Here is a 21411-nt window from a genome sequence, read left to right as displayed (position 1 = left end):
GGGGAGCGGGGCGTGGCCCCGGATCCGTGGAGAACGGGGCGCGTGGCTACGGGCGGTGGCCCTCCGGCGGCCGGTAGGGCGGGACGTCCCGACCCGGCTGGTAGTGCGGGCCCTGGTGCAGATGCCTGAGGACCACGGCCAGATCGACGGTGACCACCAGCCACAGCACCCCGAAGACGGCCGCCCACCCGGGGTGCCCGGCGAGCGCGAACACCGCCGTCCCGACGACCGACCAGACCAGCCCCCACACGCTCAGCCAGAAGCGCGCCCGCAGAGCACTGCGCGCGGTCGTCGGCTCACTGCCCGTACGCATCGAGACCACCGCTCCTCCCAGCAAGGTACTGCGGGCCGCGGCCGTCCTCCACCGGCGGGCCGCCGTAGCTCGAACGGATGAATGTGCGACGGGATGGAACGACCGTACGCCCGCGGGCCGTTGGACGGGCATGGAGCAGAAGACGCGAGCGGGACACACGGGGACGGGACCCGGGGCGATCACCCCGGACGGATGCGCGGTCGAGCTGTACGCACGGCTGCCGGCCGGCCAGGAGCCGGACATCGTCGCGGCGGCCGTGCCGGCGGGCGCGCGCATCCTGGAGCTGGGCAGCGGAGCCGGGCGCGTGACCCACGCACTGGTGGAGCGGGGCTTCACGGTCACGGCGGTGGACGAGTCGCCCGAGATGCTCGAGCGGGTGCGCGGAGCACGCACGATATGCAGCCCGATCGAGGACCTGGAGCTGTCCGAGACGTTCGACGTGGTCATGCTGGCGTCCTTCCTCGTGCACACCGCTGACGCCGGCCTCCGGCAGAGGCTGCTGCGCACCTGCGCCCGGCACGTCGCGCCGGGCGGCTGCGTCCTGATCCAGCGCGAGGGCGAGGACTTCCACACCAACGTGCCCCGGGAGCGGGTCGACCCCGCCGGCTTCACGGTGCGGATCCTGGCGGTGGAAGCGGTGGGGGACGGGGTGAACGAGGTCCATGCGGAGTACGTGTTCCCGGACGCCACCTGGACGCAGACCTTCCGGTCCCGGCCACTGACCAGAGGGCAGTTCGAGGAGGCGCTGGCGCAGGCGGGGCTGGAGGTCGACAAGTACCTCACGCCGGACGGGATATGGGTCCGGGCGGTACCGGCAGCGGTACCGGCGGACCGGGAAGGAGGCGTGGAAAAGGACGCCGGGGAGCGATGAGTTCGGGCAGCGGGGCCGGTCTGACTCCATGACCGCAGTACAGACCGCGTCGCACGGGAGAGACCATGTCCGAGACCACCGCCGCCACTCCGTCCGTCACCTCCGCCACCACCGGGACGCCGGCCGGCCGTGGCCGTCGTCGCGCCGCCCTTGTCGCCCTGCGCGTCCTGCAGGTGCTGCTCGCGCTGTTCTACGGCATCGCGAGCGCGCTGCCCAAGCTGATCGCGCACCCGTCGGCCGTCGAGTCCTTCGAACGGATCGGCTGGGGCGACCCCGGCATGTACACCATCGGCGCGCTGGAGCTCGCGGGAGCCGTCGCCCTGCTCGTCCCGCTCCTGCAGTCCGTCGCGGCCATGGCACTGAGCGCGCTGATGGTGGGCGCGTTCGTCGTCCAGCTCACCGTCTTCGACGGGCAGTACGCGGCCACACCGCTGCTGCTGATCGTGCCGCTCGCGCTCATCGCGTGGGCGCGGCGGGGCAGCAACCGGAAGCTGCTGCGGCTGGTCCGGCGAGGGGCGTGATGGCCGACGGACACGGGGCACGAGGCGCGAGAGGCGTGAAGCCGACGGGCACGGTGGCGGTCCCACGGGGGAGGGCCGCCACCGTGCCCGCCGGGAAGCGCTGCCCGCCGCACCCCGCCGGGAAGCGCTGCCTGCCGCGCCCCGCCGGGATGCGCCGCGCAGGCGCACGGGACGGCGCGGACGGTGCGAGGTGGCGCCGGTCAGCGGCCCCGGGGGCGTCCGGTGGGCGGCAGGCCGAAGCCGCGCAGGCGTTCGAGCTCGCGGCGTTCGCGCTTGGTGGGACGGCCGGTGCCGCGTTCGCGGATACCGGCCGGGGCGACGGCCTCGCGGGGCGGGGGCGGCGGCGAGTTGTCGACGTAGCACTGCTGGGCGACGGGCGCACCGACCCGCTTGCGGATCAGGCGCTTGACCACGACGATCCGCTCCCGGCCCTCGTGCCGCAGCCGCACCTCGTCGCCGATGCGGACGGCGTGGGCGGGTTTCACGCGCTCGCCGTTCAGACGGACGTGGCCGCCCCGGCAGGCGGCCGCCCCCTGGGAGCGGGTCTTGACCAGGCGCACGGCCCAGATCCAGCTGTCGATGCGGACCGTCTCGCCGGGCGCGGGAGCGGCCGCCTCCGCAGCGGCCACCGCGGCGGCGACCTTCGGATCGACGGCATTCGAATCGGCGGCCTTGGAATCGGCGGCCTCCGGGTCGGCGGCCGTGGAGTCGGGAGAACCCGGGCGGGAGGCCGGCGCGGCCTGGGCGGAGTCCGGTGCGGCGGGGCCGGTGACGTGCTCGCGCGGGCCGGTCACGGAAGCGTCGGGTCCGCCGGCGTGCGCGTCTTCGCTTTCCCCGCCCGCGGCGCCCACGTCCTCGTGCCCCGGTCCGGTCCCGCTGTGGCCGGTCGCACCGTGGCCGGTCGCACCGTTGCCCTGATCGTCCGCAGCCTCATGAGCCAAAGCCATGCCTCCGACCTTAACGGCAGCCGCCGAACAGCGGGCGCGGCGACCGTCCGGCGACCCCGGTCCCGTCCGCCCCCCGGCCCCGGGGCGGCCGGCCCGGCATACGGTGGGGGCATGGACGCCAGCAGCCTCGCCGTGCTCGACGAGCGGATCGCCGATTGCCGGGCCTGCCCGCGGCTGGTGGCGTGGCGGGAGGAGGTGGCGCGGACGAAGCGGGCCGCGTTCGCCGACTGGACGTACTGGGGCAGGCCGGTGCCGGGGTTCGGGCCGGCGGACGCACGGCTGCTGGTCGTGGGGCTGGCGCCGGCGGCGCACGGCGGGAACCGCACGGGGCGGATGTTCACGGGGGACCGCTCCGGGGACGTGCTGTACGAGGCGCTGTACGACGTGGGGCTCGCCTCGCAGCCCACGTCGGTGACGGCGGACGACGGCCTGGAGCTGTACGGGGTGCGGGTGACCTCCCCCGTGCACTGCGCCCCGCCCGCCAACAGGCCGACGCCCGGCGAACGGGACACCTGCCGGCCGTGGCTGGTGCAGGAACTGCGGCTGCTGCGGCCGACGCTGCGGGCGGCGGTGGTCCTGGGGGCGTTCGGCTGGCAGGCGGCGCTGCCCGCGTTCGACGCCGCCGGGTGGTCCGTGACCCGGCCGCGGCCGGCGTTCGCACACGGCACGCGGGTGTCCCTGGACGGGCTGGAACTCTTCGGCTGCTTCCACGTCAGCCAGCGCAACACCTTCACCGGCAAGCTCACCCCGGCGATGCTGCGCGAGGTCCTGACATCGGCCGCGGCGGCGGCCGAACTGCCCACGCACCGCTCGTGAATGACGGGCCCGCCCGTACCCGCCCGCGCCCGCTCGTAAATGACGGGACGGGGCGTCCGCACGGCGGTTACGGTGCCCCGGTGGCCCTCTACCCGGAGACCGAACCGTACGAGCACGGCATGCTCGACGTCGGTGACGGCAACCGCGTGTACTGGGAGACCTGCGGCAACCCGCGGGGCAAGCCGGCGGTCGTGCTGCACGGAGGGCCGGGATCGGGGTGCTCGCCGTTCCCGCGGCGCCTCTTCGACCCGGCCGCGTACCGGATCGTGCTGCTCGACCAGCGCGGCTGCGGGCGCTCCACGCCGCACGCGAGCGCGTACGACACCGACATGGGCGTGAACACCACCGCCCACCTGATCGCCGACCTGGAACTGCTGCGGCGCCATCTGGGCATCGAGCGGTGGCTGGTGTGGGGAGTGTCGTGGGGGTCGGTGCTCGGCCTGCGATACGCGCAGACGCACCCGCACGCCGTCTCCGAACTCGTCCTGACGGCGGTCGCGACCGGCTCCCACGCCGAGGTGGAGCTGCTGACGCGGGGCCTGGGGAAGATCTTCCCGGCGGCCTTCGCGCGGTTCGTCGCGGAACTCCCCGAGGACCGGCGGGACGGCAACCTGGCCGCCGCCTACCACCGGCTGCTGGAGTCGCCCGACCCGGCCGACGCGGGAACGGGCGGCGCGGGCCTGGACCGACTGGGAGACGGCGATCCTCCCGGCACCGCCGCGCTCGGTGGAACGGTTCGAGAACCCGGTCTTCCGCCTGGGCTTCGCCCGCACGGTCACGCACTACTGGGGCAACGGCCACTTCCTGGGCGAGGGCAACGACGAGGGCGTCGTCCTGCGTGACGCGCCCCTGCTGAAGGACGTCCCCGGCACCCTGGTGCAGGGAAGCCTCGATCTCGGCAACCTGCTGGGCACCGTGGCGACTGCACCACGCCTGGCCCGGCAGCGAGTTGGTCGTCGTCGGCGGGACCGGACACGGGACGGGCATGCCGGGGATGACGGAGGCGCTGGTGGCGGCGACGGACCGGTACGCCCGCCCGCCGCTGAGCCGTGCTGATCCGCGATGAACCGTGATGATCCGTGAACTGCGTGGGCGTGCGCGACTGCCGGGTGCCGCCCGCGAGGGATGACTGAGTCCCCCGTCCGTTTCCGCACCGCGCACACCCGCTGGAGCAGCCGTCATGCCGTCCCTCACCGACCCGGAGTTCCTCGACGCCACCGCCGACCGCCTGGCCGCCCTGCCCACGGTGCGGGCGGTCGCCCTCGGCGGCTCCCGCGCCCAGGGCACCCACCGCCCGGACAGCGACTGGGACCTGGCCGTCTACTACCGCGGCCCGTTCGACCCCGCCGACCTGCGCGCCGTCGGCTGGGAGGGCGAGGTGTCCGAGGTCGGCGGCTGGGGCGGTGGCGTGTTCAACGGGGGTGCCTGGCTGACCGTCGACGGGCGGCGCGTGGACGTCCACTACCGCGACCTGGACGTCGTGGAGCACGAGCTGGCGGAGGCGGAGCAGGGGCGGTTCCGGGTGGAGCCGCTGCTGTTCCACCTGGCGGGGATTCCCAGCTACCTGGTGGTCGCGGAGCTGGCCCTCAACCGGGTGCTGCGCGGAGAACTGCCGCGGCCGGACGGTTACCCGGAGCCGCTGCGGCGCACCGCGAGCGAGCGCTGGTACGGCACCGCACGCGCCACCCTCGGCTACGCCCGGGCCAACCACGCGCCCGCCGGCCGCCTGACGGAGGTGGCCGGGGCGGTCGCGACGGCCGCCGCGCAGACCGGGCACGCGGTGCTGGCGGCGCGCGGGGAGTGGGTCACCAACGAGAAGCGGCTGCTGGAGCGGGCCGGGCTGCGCGCGGTGGACGACCTGCTGGTCGAACTCACCCCCGAGCCCGACCGGCTGACCGCCGTGATCTCCGCCGCGGAGGATCTCTTCCGGCGCGTCGCCGGGTGAGGAGCGGTCCCGAGGACTGCTTCGGGCGCATCGCCGGGAAGGGGCGGTTCGAAGCGCTGCTCCGGTTCGGCGGCTCCGTGAGGAGAGGAGCAGACGGACGACGGCGGCGAGTACGAGGCCGGAACGGGCATCCTCACCCTGTTCGGACGGCAGCTCAGGCTGTGCCGCGAACGGGCGGGCCTCGACCGCGCCGAACTCGGCGCGCGCACGGGCTACTCCGTCTCGACGATCGCCTCGTTCGAGCAGGGAAGGCGCATCCCGCCCCCGCGGTTCATCGACCACGCCGACGAAGTACTGGGCGCCGGCGGGTTGTTGAGCGCGGGGAAGGAGGAAGTGGGGCGGGCGCGGTATCCGGCGTTCTTCCGGGACGCGGCCAGGTTGGAGACGCAGGCGGTGGAGCTGCATGTGTACGCCAACCAGGCGGTGCCGGGGCTGTTGCGGACGGAGGAGTACGGGATTCTGCGGGCCGAGGCACTCACACCGCGCGAATCGCCGGCCTTCATCGAGAAGCTGCTGGGGGAGAGATGAGCGTCGAAGACTCTGTCGGGACCGTGCCGGAGTCGGTCTGGGTCAAGAGCAGCCACAGCAGCGGCGAAGGCGGCGAATGCGTCGAAATCGTCGCCTGGACGGGCGCCCTGCACGTGCGCGACTCGAAGGACAAGGCAGGCCCCGTACTGCGCCTCACTCCCGGCGCGTGGGCCGAGTTCGTCGGTTTCGCCGCGCGGCAGGCGTGACCGCTCCGGGGCCCCGTGACCGCGCACCGCCCGGTCACGGGGCCCCGGCATGTCCGTGGCGGCCCGGCATGTCCGTGGCGGCCGGGCACGCGAAGGGCGCGGACGAGGCCGAGGGTGCGCTGCGGCCTTTGGGGCGGCTGTGATGTGTGCGTCGCCTCACGTCACGATCAGTGCGGCCGTTGACGCGGAGCGTCGTCGAATGGGCTGAAAAGGTGATCTCCATCTCACTCGTGGCGGTGAATGGATGTCGAGTACGTCTCAGTACCGTCACTTCGCGAGCCGTTCACCCCCGCCGAGGCGTTTAACTTCTACACGTACAACGTTTACGGAGGTGCAGGGTGAACGGGCGAACGGTGCTCGAGCGCTTTCCCGCCGGCGGACCGCGCGGATCGTGGCCGGCGGAGGAGTTCGCGCATGCGCGGCGTCTGGAAGGCCTGCCGGCGGAGGTTGTCATGGACCTCGCGACGGACACCTTCCTGGTGATCGTCCGCGAGGGTCCGGGGGACGCCGCCGCGTGAACGCCGACACAGCCGGTGCGGCCCCGGGCGGCGCCGTGGCCTGACCCTCGCGGTCGGCCCCGCCGCCCCGGGGCCGGGCCCGGGTTCCCGCGCCGGTCCGCCGGTCCGCCGGTTCGCTGACCCGCCGCGCCGACGCGGCCGGAGACCGGCGCCCGGCTCGCCGCTCGCCTGGTCGTGCCCGCGGTCGGCCCGCCCTTCCGTGGGGGAGGGCGCCCGCGGTCAGCCCGTCGTTCCCGGCGTCGGCGTCTGCACCGCGAACTGCTCCGCCTGCAGGGCGTACAGCTCGGCGTACAGGCCGCCGGAGGCCAGCAGCTCGTCGGGCGTGCCGGACTCCACCAGGCGGCCCCGGTCCAGCACGTGCACCAGGTCGGCGTGGCGCACCGACGCCAGCCGGTGCGTGATCAGAACGACCGTCTGGCCGCTGCCCGCCAGCCGCCGGATCTTGTCGAAGACCTCCAACTCGGCCCGCGCGTCCAGCGCCGCCGTGGGCTCGTCCACGATGAGGATCTGCCCGCGCCGGTAGGCGGCCCGCGCGATGCCGAGCCGCTGCCACTGGCCGCCGGACAGCTCGTGCCCGCCGCTGAAGTGCCGGGCGAGCAGCGTGTCCAGCCCGCGCGGCAGCCCGTCGACGACGTCCTCGGCGCCTGCCTCGGCGACGGCGGCCGCGATCCGCTCCTCGGTCAGCGGGGCGGAGGAACGGCCGACGGCGACGTTGACGCGGGCCGTGAACGGCCACCGTTTGAAGTCCTGCGCGACCATCGCGACCCGCTCGGCCAGCGCCCGCCGGTCCGCGCGCGCCGCGTCCACGCCGTCCCACAGGATCCGGCCGCCGTCCGGCGTGTACAGCCCGGCGAGCAGCTTGACCAGCGTCGTCTTGCCCGACCCGTTCTCGCCGACCAGCGCGATGATCCGCCCCAGCGGCAGGGTGAGGGTGACGTCGTCGAGGGCGGGACGGGTGGCCTCGCCCGGGTAGCGGAACGTGACGTGCTCGAAGCGGATCTCCCGCGGCCGTGCGGGCAGCGGCTCCCCGCCGACCGGGATCGCGCGCCGCGCCGCCTCCCCGTACAGCCGCCGCAGGTCGCCGACGAACAGCGCCTCCTCGTGGAGCTGGTTCACCTCCAGGACCAGGGTGTCCAGGCTGGCCGAGCCGGTGCGGATCGCGATGACCGCCGTCCCCGCGACCGACAGCGCCATCGCGCCGCCGAGCAGCAGCGCGCCGAGCGTGGTGTACGTCGCCACGGTCGCCACGCCGGTCCAGCCCGCCGCGAAGAGGCCGGTACGAGCCGCGAGCCGGGCCAGGCGGGCCTGCTCGGCCTCGGCGGTCTCCGACATCGCCCGGTAATGGCGCAGCAGGAACGGCGCCACGCCGTGCACCCGGATCTCCGGCGCGGCCTGCGGCTCGGTCAGCAGGTTGCTGAGCAGCTGGCCGGCGCGGGCGTGCTGCACCCAGATGTGGTACGAGGCGTAGCGGCGCCGGGCGTTCGTCAGCGCGCTCCACGCGCTCGGCAGCGTCATCGTCAGCAGCAGCGGCAGCAGGACCGGGTGCAGCACGGTCAGCACACCGGCCGCCGCGACCAGCGAGATCATCGCGTTCACCACGCGCGTGCCGTACATGATCATGCGGCGGGCGGAGGCGGCGCCGTACTTCGCGGTGTCCAGCAGCTTGTGGAAGGCGTGGTCCTCGATCGCGGACAGCTCCACCGCGGCCGCCCGCTCCAGGTAGCGCTCCGTCGCCACCCGCTCCACCTTCGGCTCCAGCCGGCCGGTCGCGTACGTCGACGCCGCCCGCAGCAGCGCGCCCACCAGCAGGACCGCCGCCATGGCGGCCAGCGCCGGGACCGTGGCGCGCAGCCGCTCCTCCAGGGCGCCGCCGCCCATCAGCCGGCCCAGCACGCTGTTGACCGCCAGCAGGCTCACCGCCTGCGCCGCACCCCGGCCGGTCTCGGCGGCCAGCACGGTCCGCGCCGCCGCCCGGTCCGCCTGCCGGGCGAGCCGGAAACTCTCCGCCAGCAGGGAGGGCAGACGGGTCACCATGGAGCGGAAGCCCAGCTCCAGGAACGCCTCGGAGTGCGAGTTCCAGCCCATGTCGTAGCGCAGCGGGCCGCCGAACAGCAGCCGCTCCGACTCCGACACCTCCGCCTCGACCGCGTGCCGTCTCCTCTTTCCGCCCGTTCCCAGCCGCCCCAGCCGCACCGCCGCTCCCTTCCCGTTCCGCCCCGGACCGCGGATGAACGGCCACTATCGCCGTGCGAGCGCGCCACGGGCAGGGCGCGTGGACCGGCGGGCGAGGTACGCGGGCGCACACCGGGCCGGCAGCGTGCCGGGGAACGTACGGACGCCGGCGGTGGCGGCGCGTACCGGCGGGCGGGGGGCGCAGGGGCGCGGGCGCCGTGGCTCAGAGGCGCCGGCGGCGGACGGCGCGGCGACCGGGGGTCACGCGGTGACCGGCCGCGACCACGCCGGCGTGGTGCCCGTCAGACGGCACAGGGCCAGGTAGAGCGGGATCGGCGGAGTGTACGGGACCGTGCCGGCCGGCCGGCGGAGGAGACCGGGAACGGGCCCGCTCCCCGGAACCAGGGCGCCGGCGGCATAACGCGCGGGCGCGGGCCACTCCAGGGCGTAGTCGGAGTCCGACGGAACGATCCACCACCAGTGCGCGTCGTCGCCGTACACGCACCCCACGCGCGGCAGCAGCGGCAGCACCAGCGGGCCCAGCCGGGCGGGCACCGCCACGGCGTCGCAGCCCAGCGGCGCGGTCATGCCGTCGGGCACCGGCAGCCGCAGCGGCGCGTCCCCGCCCGGGGTGCGCCGGGCGCGGCCCAGGCGCACCAGCGTGTCCAGGGCGAGCACCCGGCCGGATGCGGACGCGCCGCTCACAGCCATACGGCCCCCGTTCCGAGTTCGGTCCGGTGCGGCACCCGGGGCGCCGACAACGCGCCGCCGCGACCGCGGTCCTCCCGGCCCACGCCACGGCCGTGCGGTACGGCACCGCGGTCGTGCGGTACGGCACCGGGGGCGGCGTCCGCCGCGTGGTGCGCCTGCGTCGGCCCCAGTCCGTCGCCGGAATCGGACGTGCCGTCGTCGTCGGTGTCCGCATCGCCGCCGGCCGGATCCTGCTTCGGGCGGGTGCCCCAGCCCAGGTCGGCGCGCGGACCGGCGTCCGCGCCGGAGCCGCCGCCGTCGTCGGAGTCGTCGCCCCCGCGCGCCAGCTCGGCCCAGACCAGCAGGCCGGGCCCGTGCTCGTGGACGCCCCAGGCGTGGCACACGGCGTCGACGAGCAGCAGCCCGCGCCCGTGCTCCTCCTCCGGCAGCCGCAGGGAGGACTGCGGCTCACCGGTGGCGCAGCCCTCGTCGCGCACGGCGATGCGCAGCAACTTCCCGCCGTCCTGCACCTCGCACACGATCCGTGTGCTCGCCGTGTGCACGACGGCGTTGGTGACCAGCTCGGAGACGACGAGCGCCGCCGTGTCGCAGGTGTCCTCGCACACCGACCAGCCGCTCAGCCGGGCCCGGGTGAGCCGGCGGGCCTGAGCCGGCGAGCCCGGGTGGGCGGCCAACTCGAACCGGAACCTGCGCTCGGCGGCGGTCCGCTCCGAAGTGGTCTCCGGGACGGCTTCCGTGGCGGCACCGAGGCCGTGAAGGCCGACGGCGGCGTCTGCTCCTAAGGGCGCGGGCGGAATCACGCTTGCCACTATCGCCCTGACGCAAACACTTGGCAAGTGGCACTCTGAAAATTGCAGAGTGTTGTACTGCGCAGTAGGTGGCCATGGCACACTGCTCGCAACGGCACGCCGAGCGGCGCCGGTTCGGCACGCCGGACCGACGAGGGTCTGTCCGGATCCCACAAGACCCGGGTGATCCTCGAAAAGTCCTTCGAGGCTCTTCGGGGTTCTTCGAGTGGATCCTCGTCCTTCGAGCGGGTCTTCGGAACGGCGCCGCAGGGCTGTCAGGACGCACGTCGTGGAGGTGGAGAGGTGAGCGAACCGCGGTCCGGACCGACCGTCGGCCAGGTGGTCCTCGGCCGGCGCCTGCTGGACCTGCGGGAGCGCGCGGGACTCAAGCGCGAGGAGGCCGCCCGCATCCTGCGCGTCGCACCGGCCACGGTCCGCCGCATGGAGACGGCCGAGGTCGCGCTGAAGATCCCCTACCTCCAGGTCCTGCTGAAGGCCTACGGCGTCCCCGACGACGAGGCCGAGGCATTCGTGCACCTGGCGGAGGAGGCCAACAAACCCGGCTGGTGGCAGCGGTTCCACGACATCCTGCCCGGCTGGTTCTCGATGTACGTCAGCCTGGAGGGCGCGGCCTCCCTCATCCGGTCCTACGACCCCCACTTCGTGCCCGGACTGCTGCAGACCGAGGAGTACGCGCGCGCAGTGCTCACCTCGGGGGCCGTCGGCCAGACCAGGCCGGAGGACATCGAGAAGCACGTGGAGCTGCGGATGCGGCGCCAGGCGCTGCTCACCCGGTCCGACGCGCCCCGGTTCTGGGCGGTCGTCGACGAGACCGCCCTGCGCCGGCCGGTCGGCGACCCGCAGGTGATGCGGGCCCAGATCGACCGGCTGCTGGAGGCGCTGGAGCTGCCCACGGTCACGCTCCAGGTCGCCGAGTTCTCCTCGGGACCGCATCCGGGCACCTACGGGCCCTTCGTACTGTTCCGCTTCCCCATGCCGGAACTGCCCGACATGGTCTACAGCGAGTACCTGACCGGCGCCGTCTACCTCGACGCGCGCGCCGAGGTGGCGACCTACCTCGAGGTCATGGACCGCATGGCGGCCCAGGCCGCCACTGCACGACGCACGAAGGAGATCCTGCGGGATCTCCGCAAGGAGCTGTGAATGGATCGCATCACGTCCCACTCCGCCACGCCGCGGGTCCGCAGCGAGCGGATCTACAACGGCATGCCCGCGCGCGAGCTGGGCAGCGAGGGCTGGCACAAGCCGTGGAGCGGCGGCAACGGCGGCAACTGCCTGGAGGCGATGAAGCTCGCCGACGGCCGTGTCGCCCTGCGCCAGTCGACCGACCCGGACGGGCCGGCTCTGATCTACACCTCCGACGAGATGACGGCCTTCATCGAGGGGGCCAAGGCGGGAGCGGCGGACTTCCTCGTCTCCTGATCTCCTGACCCTCCTCCGGCCCTGCCCCCGTCCCCTCCGAGGGCCTCCGGGCGCCCGCGAGTTGCTCCGACTTCTTCCGGTTCTTCCGGTTCTTCCGGGTTCCTTGTGCAGGACAGCAACGTGACCACCCGCCACACCAACGTGACCACCCACCACACCAGACGCTTACGGGGTACCGCATGACCGGCCAGAACGCCGACACGAACGCCGTGGAGATCGACACCAGCAAGCCGCATCCCGCGCGGATGTACGACTGGTACCTCGGCGGCAAGGACAACTACCCGGTCGACGAGGAGATGGGGCGGCAGATGCTCGCCCTGGAGCCGCGGGTGCCGGTGATGGCCCGGGTCAACCGGGCCTTCATGCACCGGGCCACCCGCTGGCTGGCGCACCACGGCGTACGGCAGTTCCTGGACATCGGCACCGGCATCCCCACCGAGCCCAACCTGCACCAGGTCGCCCAGGAGATCGCGCCGGACGCGCGCGTCGTCTACTGCGACAACGACCCGATCGTGCTGGCCCACGCCGCCGCCCTGCTGCGCAGCACGCCCGAGGGCGTCACCGAGTACCTGCAGGCCGACGTGCGCGAACCCGGCGCGATCATCGAGGGCGCCCGGCGGATCCTCGACTTCGACCGGCCGGTGGCCCTGTCGCTCATCGCGCTGCTGCACTTCGTCTCCGACGAGGACGGCGCCCACGACCTGGTCGCCCGCCTCGTCGCCGAACTCCCCTCCGGCAGCTACCTGGTGATGAGCCACGCCACCGCCGACTTCACCCCCGAGGAATCCGCGGCGGCGACCGAGAAGCTCCGGGCCGCCGGCATCACCCTCGCCCTGCGCTCCCGCGCCGACTTCACCCGCTTCTTCGACGGCCTCGAACTCGTCGACCCCGGCGTCGCCGTCGTCCACCAGTGGCACCCCGAACTGGGCGAGCCGGTGCCGGGGCAGGACGACGGGGTCATCCCGGGGTACGGGGCGGTGGCCCGCAAGCCGTGACGGCGAGGGGCGCCGGGTGCGGACGGCAGGCGGGGCGTTGACGGGGCGTTGAGGGGTTGTTGACGGGTCGGGCCGCCGGAAGGCTGCCGGTGGGGGCGGGCCGTCGGACGGCCGTCGGCGGGTCGGGGCGCCGGAGCGCCGCCGACGGCCGGGGCGTTGGACGGTTGCCGCCGGTCGGGCCGGGACCGTCACACAGCCATCGGCCGGTCGTCCGGCCCGATCGGCGCCGGCAGGCGCGTACCGCCCGTCAGATACCGGTCGACGGCCGCGGCCACCGCGCGGCCCTCGGCGATGGCCCACACGATGAGCGACTGACCGCGCGCGGCGTCGCCGGCGGCGAAGACGCCCGGGACGTTCGTGGCGAAGTCGCGGTCGCGGGCGATGGTGCCGCGCGGATCCAGCCGCAGGCCCAGCTGGTCGACCAGCCCGTCGGTGCGGTCGGGCCCGGAGAAACCGAGGGCCAGCAGCACCAGGTCGGCCGGAATGACGCGCTCGCTGCCGGGCACCGGGCGGCGCCGGTCGTCCACGCCGACCAGGTGCAGCTCGCGCACGTGCCCGTCGGCGTCGCCGGTGAAGCGCAGCGTGGACGCCGCGAACATCCGCGCGTCCGCGTCGGCGTAGGGCGCGGTGCGCAGGTCGCGCGCCTCCTCGTGCGCGGCCGACACCCGGTAGACCCGCGTCGGGTACGTCGGCCACGGCTCGCGCTCCTCGTCGCGCTCGCCGCCGGCCTGCGGGTAGATGTCCAACTGCGTCACGGACGCGGCGCCCTCGCGTATCGCGGTGCCCAGGCAGTCGGCGCCGGTGTCGCCGCCGCCGACGATGACGACGTGCTTGCCGGCGGCGGACAACGGGGACGTCTCCAGATCCCCCTCGCACACCCGGTTGGCCAGCGGCAGGTACTCCATCGCCTGGTGGATGCCGGCCAGTTCACGTCCCGGCACGTCCAGTTCGCGCCAGGCCGTCGCGCCGGTGGCGATCACCACGGCGTCGTAACGGGCACGCAGACCGGCCGCGTCGACATCCCGGCCGATCGCCGTGGAGGTACGGAACTTGGTGCCCTCGGCCCGCATCTGCTCCAGCCGGCGCTCCAGATGGTGCTTCTCCATCTTGAACTCGGGGATGCCGTAGCGCATCAGACCACCGAGCCGGTCGTCCTTCTCGTACACGGCGACCGTGTGCCCGGCCCGGGTCAGCTGCTGCGCCGCGGCCAGGCCGGTGGGGCCGGAACCGATCACCGCGACCGTCTTGCCGGACAGCCGCTCCGGCGGGCGCGGCGGGACGAACCCCTCCTCCCAGGCCCGGTCGGCGATGGACACCTCGACGTTCTTGATGGTGACCGCGGGCTGGTTGATGGCGAGCACGCATCCCGTCTCGCACGGCGCCGGGCACAGCCGGCCGGTGAACTCGGGGAAGTTGTTCGTGGCGTGCAGCCGTTCGCTCGCCGCCCGCCAGTCCTCGCGGGAGACGAGGTCGTTCCACTCCGGTATCAGGTTGCCCAGCGGGCAGGCGTTGTGGCAGAAGGGGATGCCGCAGTCCATGCAGCGGTTGGCCTGCTTGCTGATGATGGGCAGCAGCGCCCCGGGGACGTAGACCTCGTTCCAGTCCCGCACGCGCTCCTCGACGCGGCGGCGGGGCCAGTCCTCGCGCGGGGTGGTCAGAAAACCCTTGGGATCGCCCATGGCCGACTTTCTGTTCCTTGACTGATGCGTACGACGGGGCCGAGCGTCATTGGGCGGCACATGCTTTCGGTCACGATACGTCCCTTCGGTCACTTGTGCGGAATTCCCGAGAGTGCTTTTGCCGTCTCTGCCCGGCCTTTTGGAGCGGCGGGGCGTGGGTGGGGTAGCGGGTGGGACAGGAGGGGGTGAAGTGCATGCCGAGGCGAGGCGGGAGTGGTCAAGTACGTGCCGAGGCGGGGCGAGAACGGTCAGATACGCGCCGGGGTGAGGCGGGTAAGCGTCAAGGGCGCGAGGAGCCGTCGGGCGGGTGTCGAGGGCCAGGGCCAGGTGATCGTCGGGAGAGACGTGAGCGCGGAGATCATCGAAGCAGGGGGCGCGGGGCCCGATGTGGTGGCGCGAGTGCGGCTCCACCGCCTTCCCCCCCCCGCGCACGTACGAAGCCCGGGCACCCGGACCCCACCGTCGTGCCGCCGGCTGCCGCATCATGGCCGTGTGCGACTGGAAGCGATCACCTGGGACCGGCTCGGCGAGCGGCTCGCCGATCGTCTGCTCGACCTGAGTCCGGGCGACGGCAGTCCGTGGCCGCGCGTCGCCTTCGACGGCGCCCCGGCCGCCCGCCCGGGTGACCTGGCCGAACGCGTCTCGGAGGCACTGCGGGTGCGCGGCCGCCCCTCCCTGGTCGTGGGCACCGACGGCTTCATGCGCCCCGCCTCGCTGCGCCTGGAGCACGGCCGCCAGGACGTCGACTCCTACTACGACGGCTGGTTCGACACCGGCGCCCTGTGGCGGGAGGTCTTCGGTCCCCTGGAAGCGGGCGGGACCGGCCGTGTCCTGCCCGACCTGTGGGACCCGGTCACCGACCGCGCCACCCGCAGCCCCTACGTCCAACTCCCGCCCGGCGGTCTCCTGTTGCTGCACGGCCCCCTCCTGCTGCGGCACTGGTTCCCCTTCGACCTGACCGTCCACGTCCTCCTCTCCCCGGCCGCCCTGCGCCGCCGCACCCCCGAGGCCGAGCACTGGACGCTGCCCGCCTACGAGCGCTACGAAGCGGAGGCCGACCCGGCCGGCACGGCGGACGTCCTGGTACGCGCCGACGATCCGCGCCACCCGGCATGGAGCGGCTGACGTCCGGGGTGCGCAACCTCCGCCGCGATCTCCGCTTCGTCCTCTCGACGTTCGCCCCGACCAGCCCCTGCGCCCCGACCAGCCCCTGCGCCCCGGCCGACCACCCACCGGGGTCCGGCCCCCCGTCGGCCGTGAATCCGGGTCGGCGGAGGGGCGAAGCCGGCCGGTGGATCGGGGTCGGCCGTGCGGACCATGACCGGCCGGGTCGGTCAGAGCCAGCCGTTGCGGCGGAAGCCCCGGTAGAGGATCCCGCAGGCGGCGAATATCAGGCCGATCACCAGGGGATAACCGAACCTCCAGTGCAGCTCCGGCATGTGGTCGAAGTTCATGCCGTACACGCCGCACACCATCGTCGGCACGGCGATCACCGCCGCCCACGCGGTGATTTTCCGCATGTCCTCGTTCTGCGCGACCGTCACCTGCGCCAGGTGCGCCTGCAGGATCGAGTTGAGCAGTTCGTCGAAGGACGCGATCTGCTCGGCGACCCGCAGCAGATGGTCGGAGACGTCGCGGAAGTAGGCCTGTATCTCCGGGTCCACCACGCGGATCGGCCGGGTGGCGAGTTCCTCGAGCGGGCGGCCGAGCGGCACCACCGCCCGTTTCAGCTCCAGCAGCTCCCGCTTCAACTGGTAGATGCGGCCGGGATCGGCCCGTGCGCCGTTCTGCGCGAACACGTCCGTCTCGACCTGGTCGATGTCCTCCTGAACGGCCTCGGCGACGGTCAGGTAGTCGTCGACCACATGGTCCGCGATCGCGTGCAGCACCGCCGCCGGCCCCTTGGCGAGCTGCTGCGGATCCGACTCGAGCTCCTCACGCAGCGGACCCAGCGAGCCGTGCCGCCCGTGCCGCACGGTGATCACGAAGTCCCGGCCGACGAACACCATGATCTCCCCGGTGTCCACCACCTCGCTGGTCGCGGTCAGTTCCTCGTGCTCGACGTAGCAGACCGTCTTGAACACGGCGAACAGCCTCTCCCCGTACCGCTCCAGCTTGGGCCGCTGGTGGGCCTCCACCGCGTCCTCGACGGCCAGCGGGTGCAGCTCGAAGAGCTCGGCCACACCGGCGAACTCCTGCTCCGTCGGCTCATGCAGACCCAGCCAGACGAAACCGTCACCAACCTTGCGTACCCGCCGCAGGGCCTCCGCCACGTCTTCCGTCCCCGACGTGCGGACGCCGTCCTGATACGTCACGCAGTTCACCACCGAGGAGCCCAGGGGCGACCGGGCAGGGTGGCTCAGATCCACCCGGTCACGGCGCCGGGCGAGCCGTGCCACCTTGCGCAGACCGCCGACCCCGCCGAGGCTCGTGACCTTCCGCAGATTCCCTGCCATGGACATCTGGATCTCCCTGGGTGGATCTCCCCGCACCGCGTTTCCGCGCCCTGGCCGGCCAGTCTGCCAGGATTGCGTCAACGGCGTACGGGCCTGTGGGAACAGGCAGTTCCGCTTTGTTCCCGCCTGTGGACGGCCGTGTGGCGGCGAGAAGCGCCCGGGGCGGCGGGATGCCGTTCCCGCCCGGGCGGGAACCCGGTGGGAACGATGACTGGGCGGGAACCCGGGCGGGAACGGCGACCGGGCTGGAACCCGGGCGGGAACGGTGACTGGGAGGATCGGGGCATGACACCGTCCGACCGATATCTCCTCCGCAACCGGCAGGCCGAGGCGGCGGAGCGCTTCGACGCCTTCACCGCCCTCTTCGACCCCGTAACGTTCCGGCATCTCGAGGCACTGGGCATCGGACCCGGCTGGCGGTGCTGGGAGGTCGGCGCGGGTGGAACCTCCGTGGTGTCCTGGCTGGCGGAGCGGGTCGGTCCGGCCGGGCGGGTCCTCGCCACCGACATCGACGTCTCCCGCGTCGCCCCGGCCGCCCGCCCACCGGTCGAGGTACGCGTCCACGACGTCGGCGCCGAGGAGCCGCCCGACGAGGGTTTCGACCTGGTGCACGCCCGCCTCGTCCTGGTCCACGTGCCGGACCGCGCACGGGCACTGCGGTCGATGGTCGCGGCCCTGCGCCCCGGCGGGTACCTCCTCGTCGAGGACGCCGACCCGGCCCTGCAACCCCTGGCCTGCCCCGACGAGCACGGTCCCGAACAGCGGCTGGCCAACCGGCTGCGGCACGCCTTCCGCAGCCTGCTCGCCGACCACGGTGCCGACCTGGCCTACGGCCGCAAACTCCCGCGCCTGCTGCGCGAAGCCGGCCTGTGCGAGGTCGCCGCCGACGCCTGGTTCCCGCTCGCCTCGTCCGCCGGCGCGGCCCTGGAGGCGGCCACGATCCGCCAGATCCGCGGCCGGCTCGTCACCGCGGGCCTCGCCACCGACGAGGACGTCGACCGCCACCTCGCCAACATCGCCGCCGGCCGTCTCGACCTGACCACGGCTCCGTTGATCTCGGCCCGGGGACGGAAGGCGGAGCACCCCGGCAGCGACTGACGGTTCCTCGGGCGCTCACGGAGATCCACGGCCGTGAACCGGCCATGAACCGGCCGCGGACCAGCCGGGGGCCGGCCGAGGACCAGCCGTGGCCCGTCGCCGGAACCTCCCCGGACAGAGCGGCTAGCCACGGCTCTCCTCCCGCACGGGCGGCCTTCCGCCCACCCGCTCCACCGCGCACGCCCCCGCCCGGCACCCCTCCACCGCCGCGTCCTCGGGCCCGGCCCCGGCCAGCAGGGCCGCGAGGAACGCTCCCGTGAACGCGTCGCCGGCCCCGGTCGTGTCCCGCGGACGCGCCGACCGGGCGGGAAGCCGGGCGTGAACAGCACCGGAACGAGCCACCAGGGCTCCGTCGGCCCCCTGCTTGGCGACCACGAGCGGAACGCGCCGGCTCAGTTCGGCGGCCGCGTCCACCGGATCGTCCAGCCCCGTCAGCAGCCGCGCCTCGTCACGGCTGGGCAGCAGGACGTCCACCCCTTCCGTCAGTTTCACGAACCGGTCCACCCCCAGCTCCCCGAGGAAGCCCGCCGACGCCGGATCGAGACTCACCGGAACGCCCCGCGCGCGTGCCGCGGCCACGGCCACCCGCAGCAGGGCCCGGCTCGGCGCGGAGAACAGCAGGTAGCCCGACAGGTGCAGCCGGGCCACCCCGTCCAGCAGCGCGTCCGACCAGTCACCGGGCGCGAGCCGCAGGCAGGCCCCGCTGTCGGTGAGGAACGTGCGCTCGGCCGCCGCGTCCGTGTCCACGATGCAGATCACCGTCCCGGTCGGCGCCCGCGAGTCCACGACGAGACACGGCCGGACGCCCGCGGTGGCCAGCGCCCGTTCGTGCCACACCGCCGCGTCCTCGCCGACCCGGCCCAGCATCCGCACGTCCGGGCAACCCCAGTACGCCGCCCAGCACGCCACGTTGGCGCCCGCGCCGCCCGGCAGCGTCCGGATCACCGCGGCCGTGTCGGTGCCCGGCGCGAGCGGCCCCCGGTGCCGGGCCACGACGTCCGTCACCACGTCCCCGACGACCAGGAGCGCCCCGCCCCGCTCGGACATCTCCTCTCGCTCGGACACCCCCTCCCGCCGGGGCGCCCCGTCCCGCTCCACCGCCGCGTCCCGCGCGGGCCCCGCACCGCGCCCGGATGAAGAGCCCCGCTCTCGCGGCATCCCCGTGCCGCCCGCCGTCACCCTTCGGCCCACGCCGCCGCGATCCGGCCCGCCAGCCGTACGTTGCCGCGCACCGCCGCCAGGTTGGCGCGCAGCGAGGCACCGTCGGTGTGCCGCACCAGGTAGTCCAGGAGGAACGGCGTCACCGCCTGGCCGGTGACCCCCTGCTCTCCGCAGGCGCGCAGCGCGTCGGCGAGTACACGCGCGTGCAGGTCGGGATCCAGTTGTTCGTCCTCGGGGACCGGGTTGGCCACGACGAGGGCCGACTCCGGTGCGGCGAGCGCGTCCTGAGCCCGCATCACGTCCGCGACCTGCTCCGGGCTGTCGAGCCGCCAGTCCACGGGGTGGCCGGAGTCGGACAGGTAGAAACCGGGGAAGCGGTCCGTGCCGTACCCGGCGACCGCCACCCCCAGGGTCTCCAGCCGCTGCAGCGTGGCGGGCACGTCGAGGATCGACTTCACGCCCGCGCACACCACCGTGATCCTGGTACGGGCCAGCAGCCCCAGGTCGGCCGACTCGTCCTGTGTCACCGTCCACTCCCGGTGCACACCCCCCAGCCCGCCGGTCGCGAACACCCGGACACCCGCCCGGGCCGCCAGCAGCGCCGTCGCCGACACCGTGGTCGCCCCGCTCGCGCCGGCCGCGACGGCGAGCGGCAGGTCCCGGTGGCCGAGCTTGCGCACACCGTCCTCGTTGGCGATCCGCTCCAGGCCCTCCTTGTCCAGGCCGACCAGTGGCCGCCCGTCCAGCACGGCGATCGTCGCCGGTACGGCCCCCTCCTGCCGTACCGCCTCCTCCAGCTCCAGCGCCACCTGCAGGTTGCGCGGGCGCGGCAGCCCGTGGGCGATGATCGTGGACTCCAGCGCCACCACCGGGCGGCGCGCGGCGAGCGCCTCCCGGACCTCTTCGGACACCACCAGCACGCGCCTGCCTCCCGTCTGTCGGTCTTCTCCCGTCTCTGGCATCTCTGGCGGGCATCGTGCCCGGCCAAACCCTTGCGGCCCGCTGCGGCGGGCACCAGCCTGGACGTATGCCTGGACATATGACGGACAGCACGCCACGACTCGACCATGTCGTCCTGTGGGTCCGGGACCCCGTCGCCTCGGCCTCCTTCTTCGAGAAGGCCGTCGGCCTGCGACCTTGGCGCGTCGCCGAGTACGCCGAGGGAAAGGCGCCTTTCTGCTCCGTGCGCATCAACGAGGAGACGATCCTCGACCTCGCCCCGCTGCCGCTGGCCGAGCGGATGGAGGTGGTCCCCGGTGCCGCCGCGAGCGCCGGCCACCCCGTCCACCACGTCTGCCTGTCCCTGCCCCGCGACGGCTTCGACGCCCTGCGCTCCCGCCTGGAGGAGCAGGGGGTGCCCGTCTCGGACCTCTCCCACGACTCCCTCGGTGCGCGGGGGAAGGCCAAGCGCAGCTTCTACTTCCGCGACCCGGACGGCAACGTCTTCGAGGCCCGCCACTACGACTGACCGAGACCGCCGCGCCTGATCGCAGCCACCACGACCGACCGTGGCCACCACGACTGACCGAGGGCGCCGCGACTGACCGAGAGCGCCGCGACCGACCGCCGTCATACGACCGACGCGTGAGGCGTCCGAAACGGCCCGGACCGTCAGAACAGCGGCTCGGGCAGCACCCCCTCCAGGGCGAGCAGCTTCCGCTTGGTCTCCAGACCGCCCCCGAAGCCGCCTATGCCACCGCCGCTCTCGACGACCCGGTGACAGGGCACGACGACCGGCAGCGGATTGGCGCCCATCGCCATGCCCACCGCCTGCGCCGCCCCCGGCTGGCCCACCCGGCCGGCCAGCTCCCCGTAGCCGACGACCGTGCCGTAGGGCACCCCGGAGGCCAGTTCGCGCAGCACCTGCCGGTTGAAGCCGGAGACCAGCGACCAGTCCAGCGGCAGCTCGAAGACGCGCCGCTCGCCCGCGAAGTACGCCGTGACCTGGCGTATCGCCTCCGTCAGCAGCGGCGAGCCGGGCGCCTCGACCAGTTCGGCGCCCAGCCGTGACGCGAGCCGGGCGAGCGCCCTGTCCCGCACCGCGTCCGTGGCGTGGAACACGACGTTGACCAGGCCGTCGTGCGTCGCGGCCAGCAGCAGTGGGCCGATGCCGGTGCCGACGACGGCCCACACCACCTGCTGCCGGTCCTCCCCGTGGCTGTCCATGCGACCACCGTACGACCCGCCACTGACATCGATGCCGATACTCGGGTTCAACGCCCTCCGGACCGGGTGACCGGCCC

At 73.9% G+C, this 21411-nt stretch carries 22 protein-coding genes and 2 pseudogenes; 14 read left to right on the top strand and 10 right to left on the bottom strand.

Going from position 1 to position 21411, the window contains the following annotated elements:
- Nucleotides 1–46: 46 nt before the first annotated feature.
- Nucleotides 47–313, bottom strand: coding sequence for a DUF6343 family protein (locus IE225_RS01250; RefSeq protein ID WP_190055366.1), 267 nt, complete (start codon nucleotides 311–313; stop codon nucleotides 47–49).
- Nucleotides 314–443: 130 nt separating this feature from the next.
- Between IE225_RS01250 and IE225_RS01245 the strand changes: the two genes are divergently transcribed.
- Both IE225_RS01245 and IE225_RS01240 read left to right on the top strand, forming a co-directional pair.
- On the top strand, nucleotides 444–1184 hold the full coding sequence (locus IE225_RS01245; protein WP_190055365.1) for a class I SAM-dependent methyltransferase: 741 nt from the start codon (nucleotides 444–446) through the stop codon (nucleotides 1182–1184).
- 65 nt (nucleotides 1185–1249) lie between these two features.
- Nucleotides 1250–1705 carry a DoxX family protein gene (locus IE225_RS01240; RefSeq protein WP_190055364.1) on the top strand — a complete coding sequence of 152 codons (456 nt, stop codon included), beginning with the start codon at nucleotides 1250–1252 and terminating at the stop codon, nucleotides 1703–1705.
- A gap of 200 nt (nucleotides 1706–1905) precedes the next feature.
- Here IE225_RS01240 and IE225_RS01235 read toward each other — a convergent pair whose 3' ends face one another.
- Complete coding sequence (locus tag IE225_RS01235) at nucleotides 1906–2499, bottom strand: RNA-binding S4 domain-containing protein (RefSeq protein WP_190055677.1); 594 nt, start codon at nucleotides 2497–2499, stop codon at nucleotides 1906–1908.
- Between the two features lie 264 nt (nucleotides 2500–2763).
- On the opposite strand from IE225_RS01235, the gene IE225_RS01230 reads away from it, so the two are divergent.
- From IE225_RS01230 to IE225_RS01205, 6 genes and pseudogenes are all read left to right on the top strand, one after another.
- Complete coding sequence (locus tag IE225_RS01230) at nucleotides 2764–3468, top strand: uracil-DNA glycosylase (RefSeq protein WP_190055363.1); 705 nt, start codon at nucleotides 2764–2766, stop codon at nucleotides 3466–3468.
- Between the two features lie 80 nt (nucleotides 3469–3548).
- Nucleotides 3549–4534: pseudogene (gene pip, locus IE225_RS01225) on the top strand (prolyl aminopeptidase).
- Between the two features lie 114 nt (nucleotides 4535–4648).
- On the top strand, nucleotides 4649–5413 hold the full coding sequence (locus IE225_RS01220; protein WP_190055362.1) for a nucleotidyltransferase domain-containing protein: 765 nt from the start codon (nucleotides 4649–4651) through the stop codon (nucleotides 5411–5413).
- A gap of 129 nt (nucleotides 5414–5542) precedes the next feature.
- Nucleotides 5543–5866 (top strand): annotated as a pseudogene (locus IE225_RS01215) (helix-turn-helix domain-containing protein); the annotation flags it as partial.
- A 71-nt stretch (nucleotides 5867–5937) separates the two neighbouring features.
- Nucleotides 5938–6147 carry a DUF397 domain-containing protein gene (locus IE225_RS01210; RefSeq protein ID WP_190055361.1) on the top strand — a complete coding sequence of 70 codons (210 nt, stop codon included), beginning with the start codon at nucleotides 5938–5940 and terminating at the stop codon, nucleotides 6145–6147.
- A 338-nt stretch (nucleotides 6148–6485) separates the two neighbouring features.
- Nucleotides 6486–6665: a DUF8839 family protein gene (locus tag IE225_RS01205; protein WP_190055360.1), complete on the top strand. Its 180-nt coding sequence runs from the start codon at nucleotides 6486–6488 to the stop codon at nucleotides 6663–6665.
- Between the two features lie 219 nt (nucleotides 6666–6884).
- Here the strand turns inward: IE225_RS01205 and IE225_RS01200 are convergent, their stop codons facing one another.
- The 3 genes from IE225_RS01200 to IE225_RS01190 all read right to left on the bottom strand — a co-directional run bounded on the left by IE225_RS01200 (nucleotide 6885) and on the right by IE225_RS01190 (nucleotide 10348).
- Nucleotides 6885–8750 (bottom strand): ABC transporter ATP-binding protein, encoded by a 1866-nt coding sequence (locus IE225_RS01200; RefSeq protein ID WP_190055676.1) that lies wholly within the window; start codon nucleotides 8748–8750, stop codon nucleotides 6885–6887.
- Between the two features lie 348 nt (nucleotides 8751–9098).
- Nucleotides 9099–9548, bottom strand: a complete 450-nt coding sequence (locus IE225_RS01195; protein WP_190055359.1) for a hypothetical protein — start codon at nucleotides 9546–9548, stop codon at nucleotides 9099–9101.
- Nucleotides 9539–10348 (bottom strand): ATP-binding protein, encoded by an 810-nt coding sequence (locus tag IE225_RS01190; RefSeq protein WP_373303121.1) that lies wholly within the window; start codon nucleotides 10346–10348, stop codon nucleotides 9539–9541. Before IE225_RS01190 ends, IE225_RS01195 begins: the two co-directional genes overlap by 10 nt.
- 291 nt (nucleotides 10349–10639) lie before the next feature.
- Between IE225_RS01190 and IE225_RS01185 the strand changes: the two genes are divergently transcribed.
- The 3 genes from IE225_RS01185 (at nucleotide 10640) to IE225_RS01175 (ending at nucleotide 12774) form a co-directional block, all read left to right on the top strand.
- Nucleotides 10640–11500 (top strand): Sco1979 family transcriptional regulator, encoded by an 861-nt coding sequence (locus IE225_RS01185; protein ID WP_190055357.1) that lies wholly within the window; start codon nucleotides 10640–10642, stop codon nucleotides 11498–11500.
- Entirely contained in the window at nucleotides 11501–11779 is a 279-nt protein-coding gene (locus IE225_RS01180; RefSeq protein WP_190055356.1) for a DUF397 domain-containing protein, read from the top strand. It abuts the gene before it with no gap.
- Between the two features lie 179 nt (nucleotides 11780–11958).
- Nucleotides 11959–12774 carry an SAM-dependent methyltransferase gene (locus IE225_RS01175; RefSeq protein ID WP_190055355.1) on the top strand — a complete coding sequence of 272 codons (816 nt, stop codon included), beginning with the start codon at nucleotides 11959–11961 and terminating at the stop codon, nucleotides 12772–12774.
- A gap of 188 nt (nucleotides 12775–12962) precedes the next feature.
- On the opposite strand, the gene IE225_RS01170 is transcribed toward IE225_RS01175, so the two are convergent.
- Nucleotides 12963–14453 (bottom strand): glutamate synthase subunit beta, encoded by a 1491-nt coding sequence (locus IE225_RS01170; RefSeq protein ID WP_190055354.1) that lies wholly within the window; start codon nucleotides 14451–14453, stop codon nucleotides 12963–12965.
- Nucleotides 14454–14945: 492 nt separating this feature from the next.
- Between IE225_RS01170 and IE225_RS01165 the strand changes: the two genes are divergently transcribed.
- The gene (locus IE225_RS01165; RefSeq protein ID WP_190055353.1) at nucleotides 14946–15578 is read left to right on the top strand and encodes a nucleoside/nucleotide kinase family protein; all 633 of its coding nucleotides are present in this window, start codon (nucleotides 14946–14948) and stop codon (nucleotides 15576–15578) included.
- Nucleotides 15579–15787: 209 nt separating this feature from the next.
- Here IE225_RS01165 and IE225_RS01160 read toward each other — a convergent pair whose 3' ends face one another.
- Entirely contained in the window at nucleotides 15788–16915 is a 1128-nt protein-coding gene (locus IE225_RS01160; protein ID WP_190055352.1) for a magnesium and cobalt transport protein CorA, read from the bottom strand.
- A 279-nt stretch (nucleotides 16916–17194) separates the two neighbouring features.
- On the opposite strand from IE225_RS01160, the gene IE225_RS01155 reads away from it, so the two are divergent.
- Nucleotides 17195–18007 (top strand): methyltransferase domain-containing protein, encoded by an 813-nt coding sequence (locus IE225_RS01155; RefSeq protein ID WP_190055351.1) that lies wholly within the window; start codon nucleotides 17195–17197, stop codon nucleotides 18005–18007.
- Nucleotides 18008–18130: 123 nt separating this feature from the next.
- On the opposite strand, the gene IE225_RS01150 is transcribed toward IE225_RS01155, so the two are convergent.
- Complete coding sequence (locus IE225_RS01150) at nucleotides 18131–19054, bottom strand: carbohydrate kinase family protein (protein ID WP_190055675.1); 924 nt, start codon at nucleotides 19052–19054, stop codon at nucleotides 18131–18133.
- 128 nt (nucleotides 19055–19182) lie between these two features.
- Nucleotides 19183–20130, bottom strand: coding sequence for a pseudouridine-5'-phosphate glycosidase (locus IE225_RS01145; RefSeq protein ID WP_190055350.1), 948 nt, complete (start codon nucleotides 20128–20130; stop codon nucleotides 19183–19185).
- Nucleotides 20131–20207: 77 nt separating this feature from the next.
- Here IE225_RS01145 and IE225_RS01140 point away from each other — a divergent pair, with 77 nt between their 5' ends.
- The gene (locus tag IE225_RS01140) at nucleotides 20208–20636 is read left to right on the top strand and encodes a VOC family protein (protein WP_190055349.1); all 429 of its coding nucleotides are present in this window, start codon (nucleotides 20208–20210) and stop codon (nucleotides 20634–20636) included.
- Between the two features lie 143 nt (nucleotides 20637–20779).
- Here the strand turns inward: IE225_RS01140 and IE225_RS01135 are convergent, their stop codons facing one another.
- Entirely contained in the window at nucleotides 20780–21334 is a 555-nt protein-coding gene (locus tag IE225_RS01135; RefSeq protein ID WP_190055348.1) for a methylated-DNA--[protein]-cysteine S-methyltransferase, read from the bottom strand.
- Nucleotides 21335–21411 lie beyond the last annotated feature (77 nt).

Origin of the sequence: Streptomyces echinoruber (genome assembly GCF_014651135.1) — a bacterium.
Taxonomy (GTDB): domain Bacteria; phylum Actinomycetota; class Actinomycetes; order Streptomycetales; family Streptomycetaceae; genus Streptomyces; species Streptomyces echinoruber.
This window is presented reverse-complemented; position numbering and strand designations above follow the sequence as displayed.

What these genes read in the sequence shown, in the direction of transcription:
- IE225_RS01210 (WP_190055361.1), top strand. Translation starts at nt 5,938, where the DNA reads ATGAGCGTCGAAGACTCTGTCGGGACCGTGCCGGAGTCGGTCTGGGTC.
- IE225_RS01175 (WP_190055355.1), top strand. Translation starts at nt 11,959, where the DNA reads ATGACCGGCCAGAACGCCGACACGAACGCCGTGGAGATCGACACCAGC.
- IE225_RS01160 (WP_190055352.1), bottom strand. Translation starts at nt 16,915, where the DNA reads ATGTCCATGGCAGGGAATCTGCGGAAGGTCACGAGCCTCGGCGGGGTC.
- IE225_RS01195 (WP_190055359.1), bottom strand. Translation starts at nt 9,548, where the DNA reads ATGGCTGTGAGCGGCGCGTCCGCATCCGGCCGGGTGCTCGCCCTGGAC.
- IE225_RS01140 (WP_190055349.1), top strand. Translation starts at nt 20,208, where the DNA reads ATGACGGACAGCACGCCACGACTCGACCATGTCGTCCTGTGGGTCCGG.
- IE225_RS01135 (WP_190055348.1), bottom strand. Translation starts at nt 21,334, where the DNA reads ATGGACAGCCACGGGGAGGACCGGCAGCAGGTGGTGTGGGCCGTCGTC.
- IE225_RS01240 (WP_190055364.1), top strand. Translation starts at nt 1,250, where the DNA reads ATGTCCGAGACCACCGCCGCCACTCCGTCCGTCACCTCCGCCACCACC.
- IE225_RS01170 (WP_190055354.1), bottom strand. Translation starts at nt 14,453, where the DNA reads ATGGGCGATCCCAAGGGTTTTCTGACCACCCCGCGCGAGGACTGGCCC.
- IE225_RS01180 (WP_190055356.1), top strand. Translation starts at nt 11,501, where the DNA reads ATGGATCGCATCACGTCCCACTCCGCCACGCCGCGGGTCCGCAGCGAG.
- IE225_RS01220 (WP_190055362.1), top strand. Translation starts at nt 4,649, where the DNA reads ATGCCGTCCCTCACCGACCCGGAGTTCCTCGACGCCACCGCCGACCGC.
- IE225_RS01155 (WP_190055351.1), top strand. Translation starts at nt 17,195, where the DNA reads ATGACACCGTCCGACCGATATCTCCTCCGCAACCGGCAGGCCGAGGCG.
- IE225_RS01150 (WP_190055675.1), bottom strand. Translation starts at nt 19,054, where the DNA reads ATGTCCGAGCGGGGCGGGGCGCTCCTGGTCGTCGGGGACGTGGTGACG.
- IE225_RS01245 (WP_190055365.1), top strand. Translation starts at nt 444, where the DNA reads ATGGAGCAGAAGACGCGAGCGGGACACACGGGGACGGGACCCGGGGCG.
- IE225_RS01145 (WP_190055350.1), bottom strand. Translation starts at nt 20,130, where the DNA reads ATGCCAGAGACGGGAGAAGACCGACAGACGGGAGGCAGGCGCGTGCTG.
- IE225_RS01230 (WP_190055363.1), top strand. Translation starts at nt 2,764, where the DNA reads ATGGACGCCAGCAGCCTCGCCGTGCTCGACGAGCGGATCGCCGATTGC.
- IE225_RS01200 (WP_190055676.1), bottom strand. Translation starts at nt 8,750, where the DNA reads ATGGGCTGGAACTCGCACTCCGAGGCGTTCCTGGAGCTGGGCTTCCGC.
- IE225_RS01250 (WP_190055366.1), bottom strand. Translation starts at nt 313, where the DNA reads ATGCGTACGGGCAGTGAGCCGACGACCGCGCGCAGTGCTCTGCGGGCG.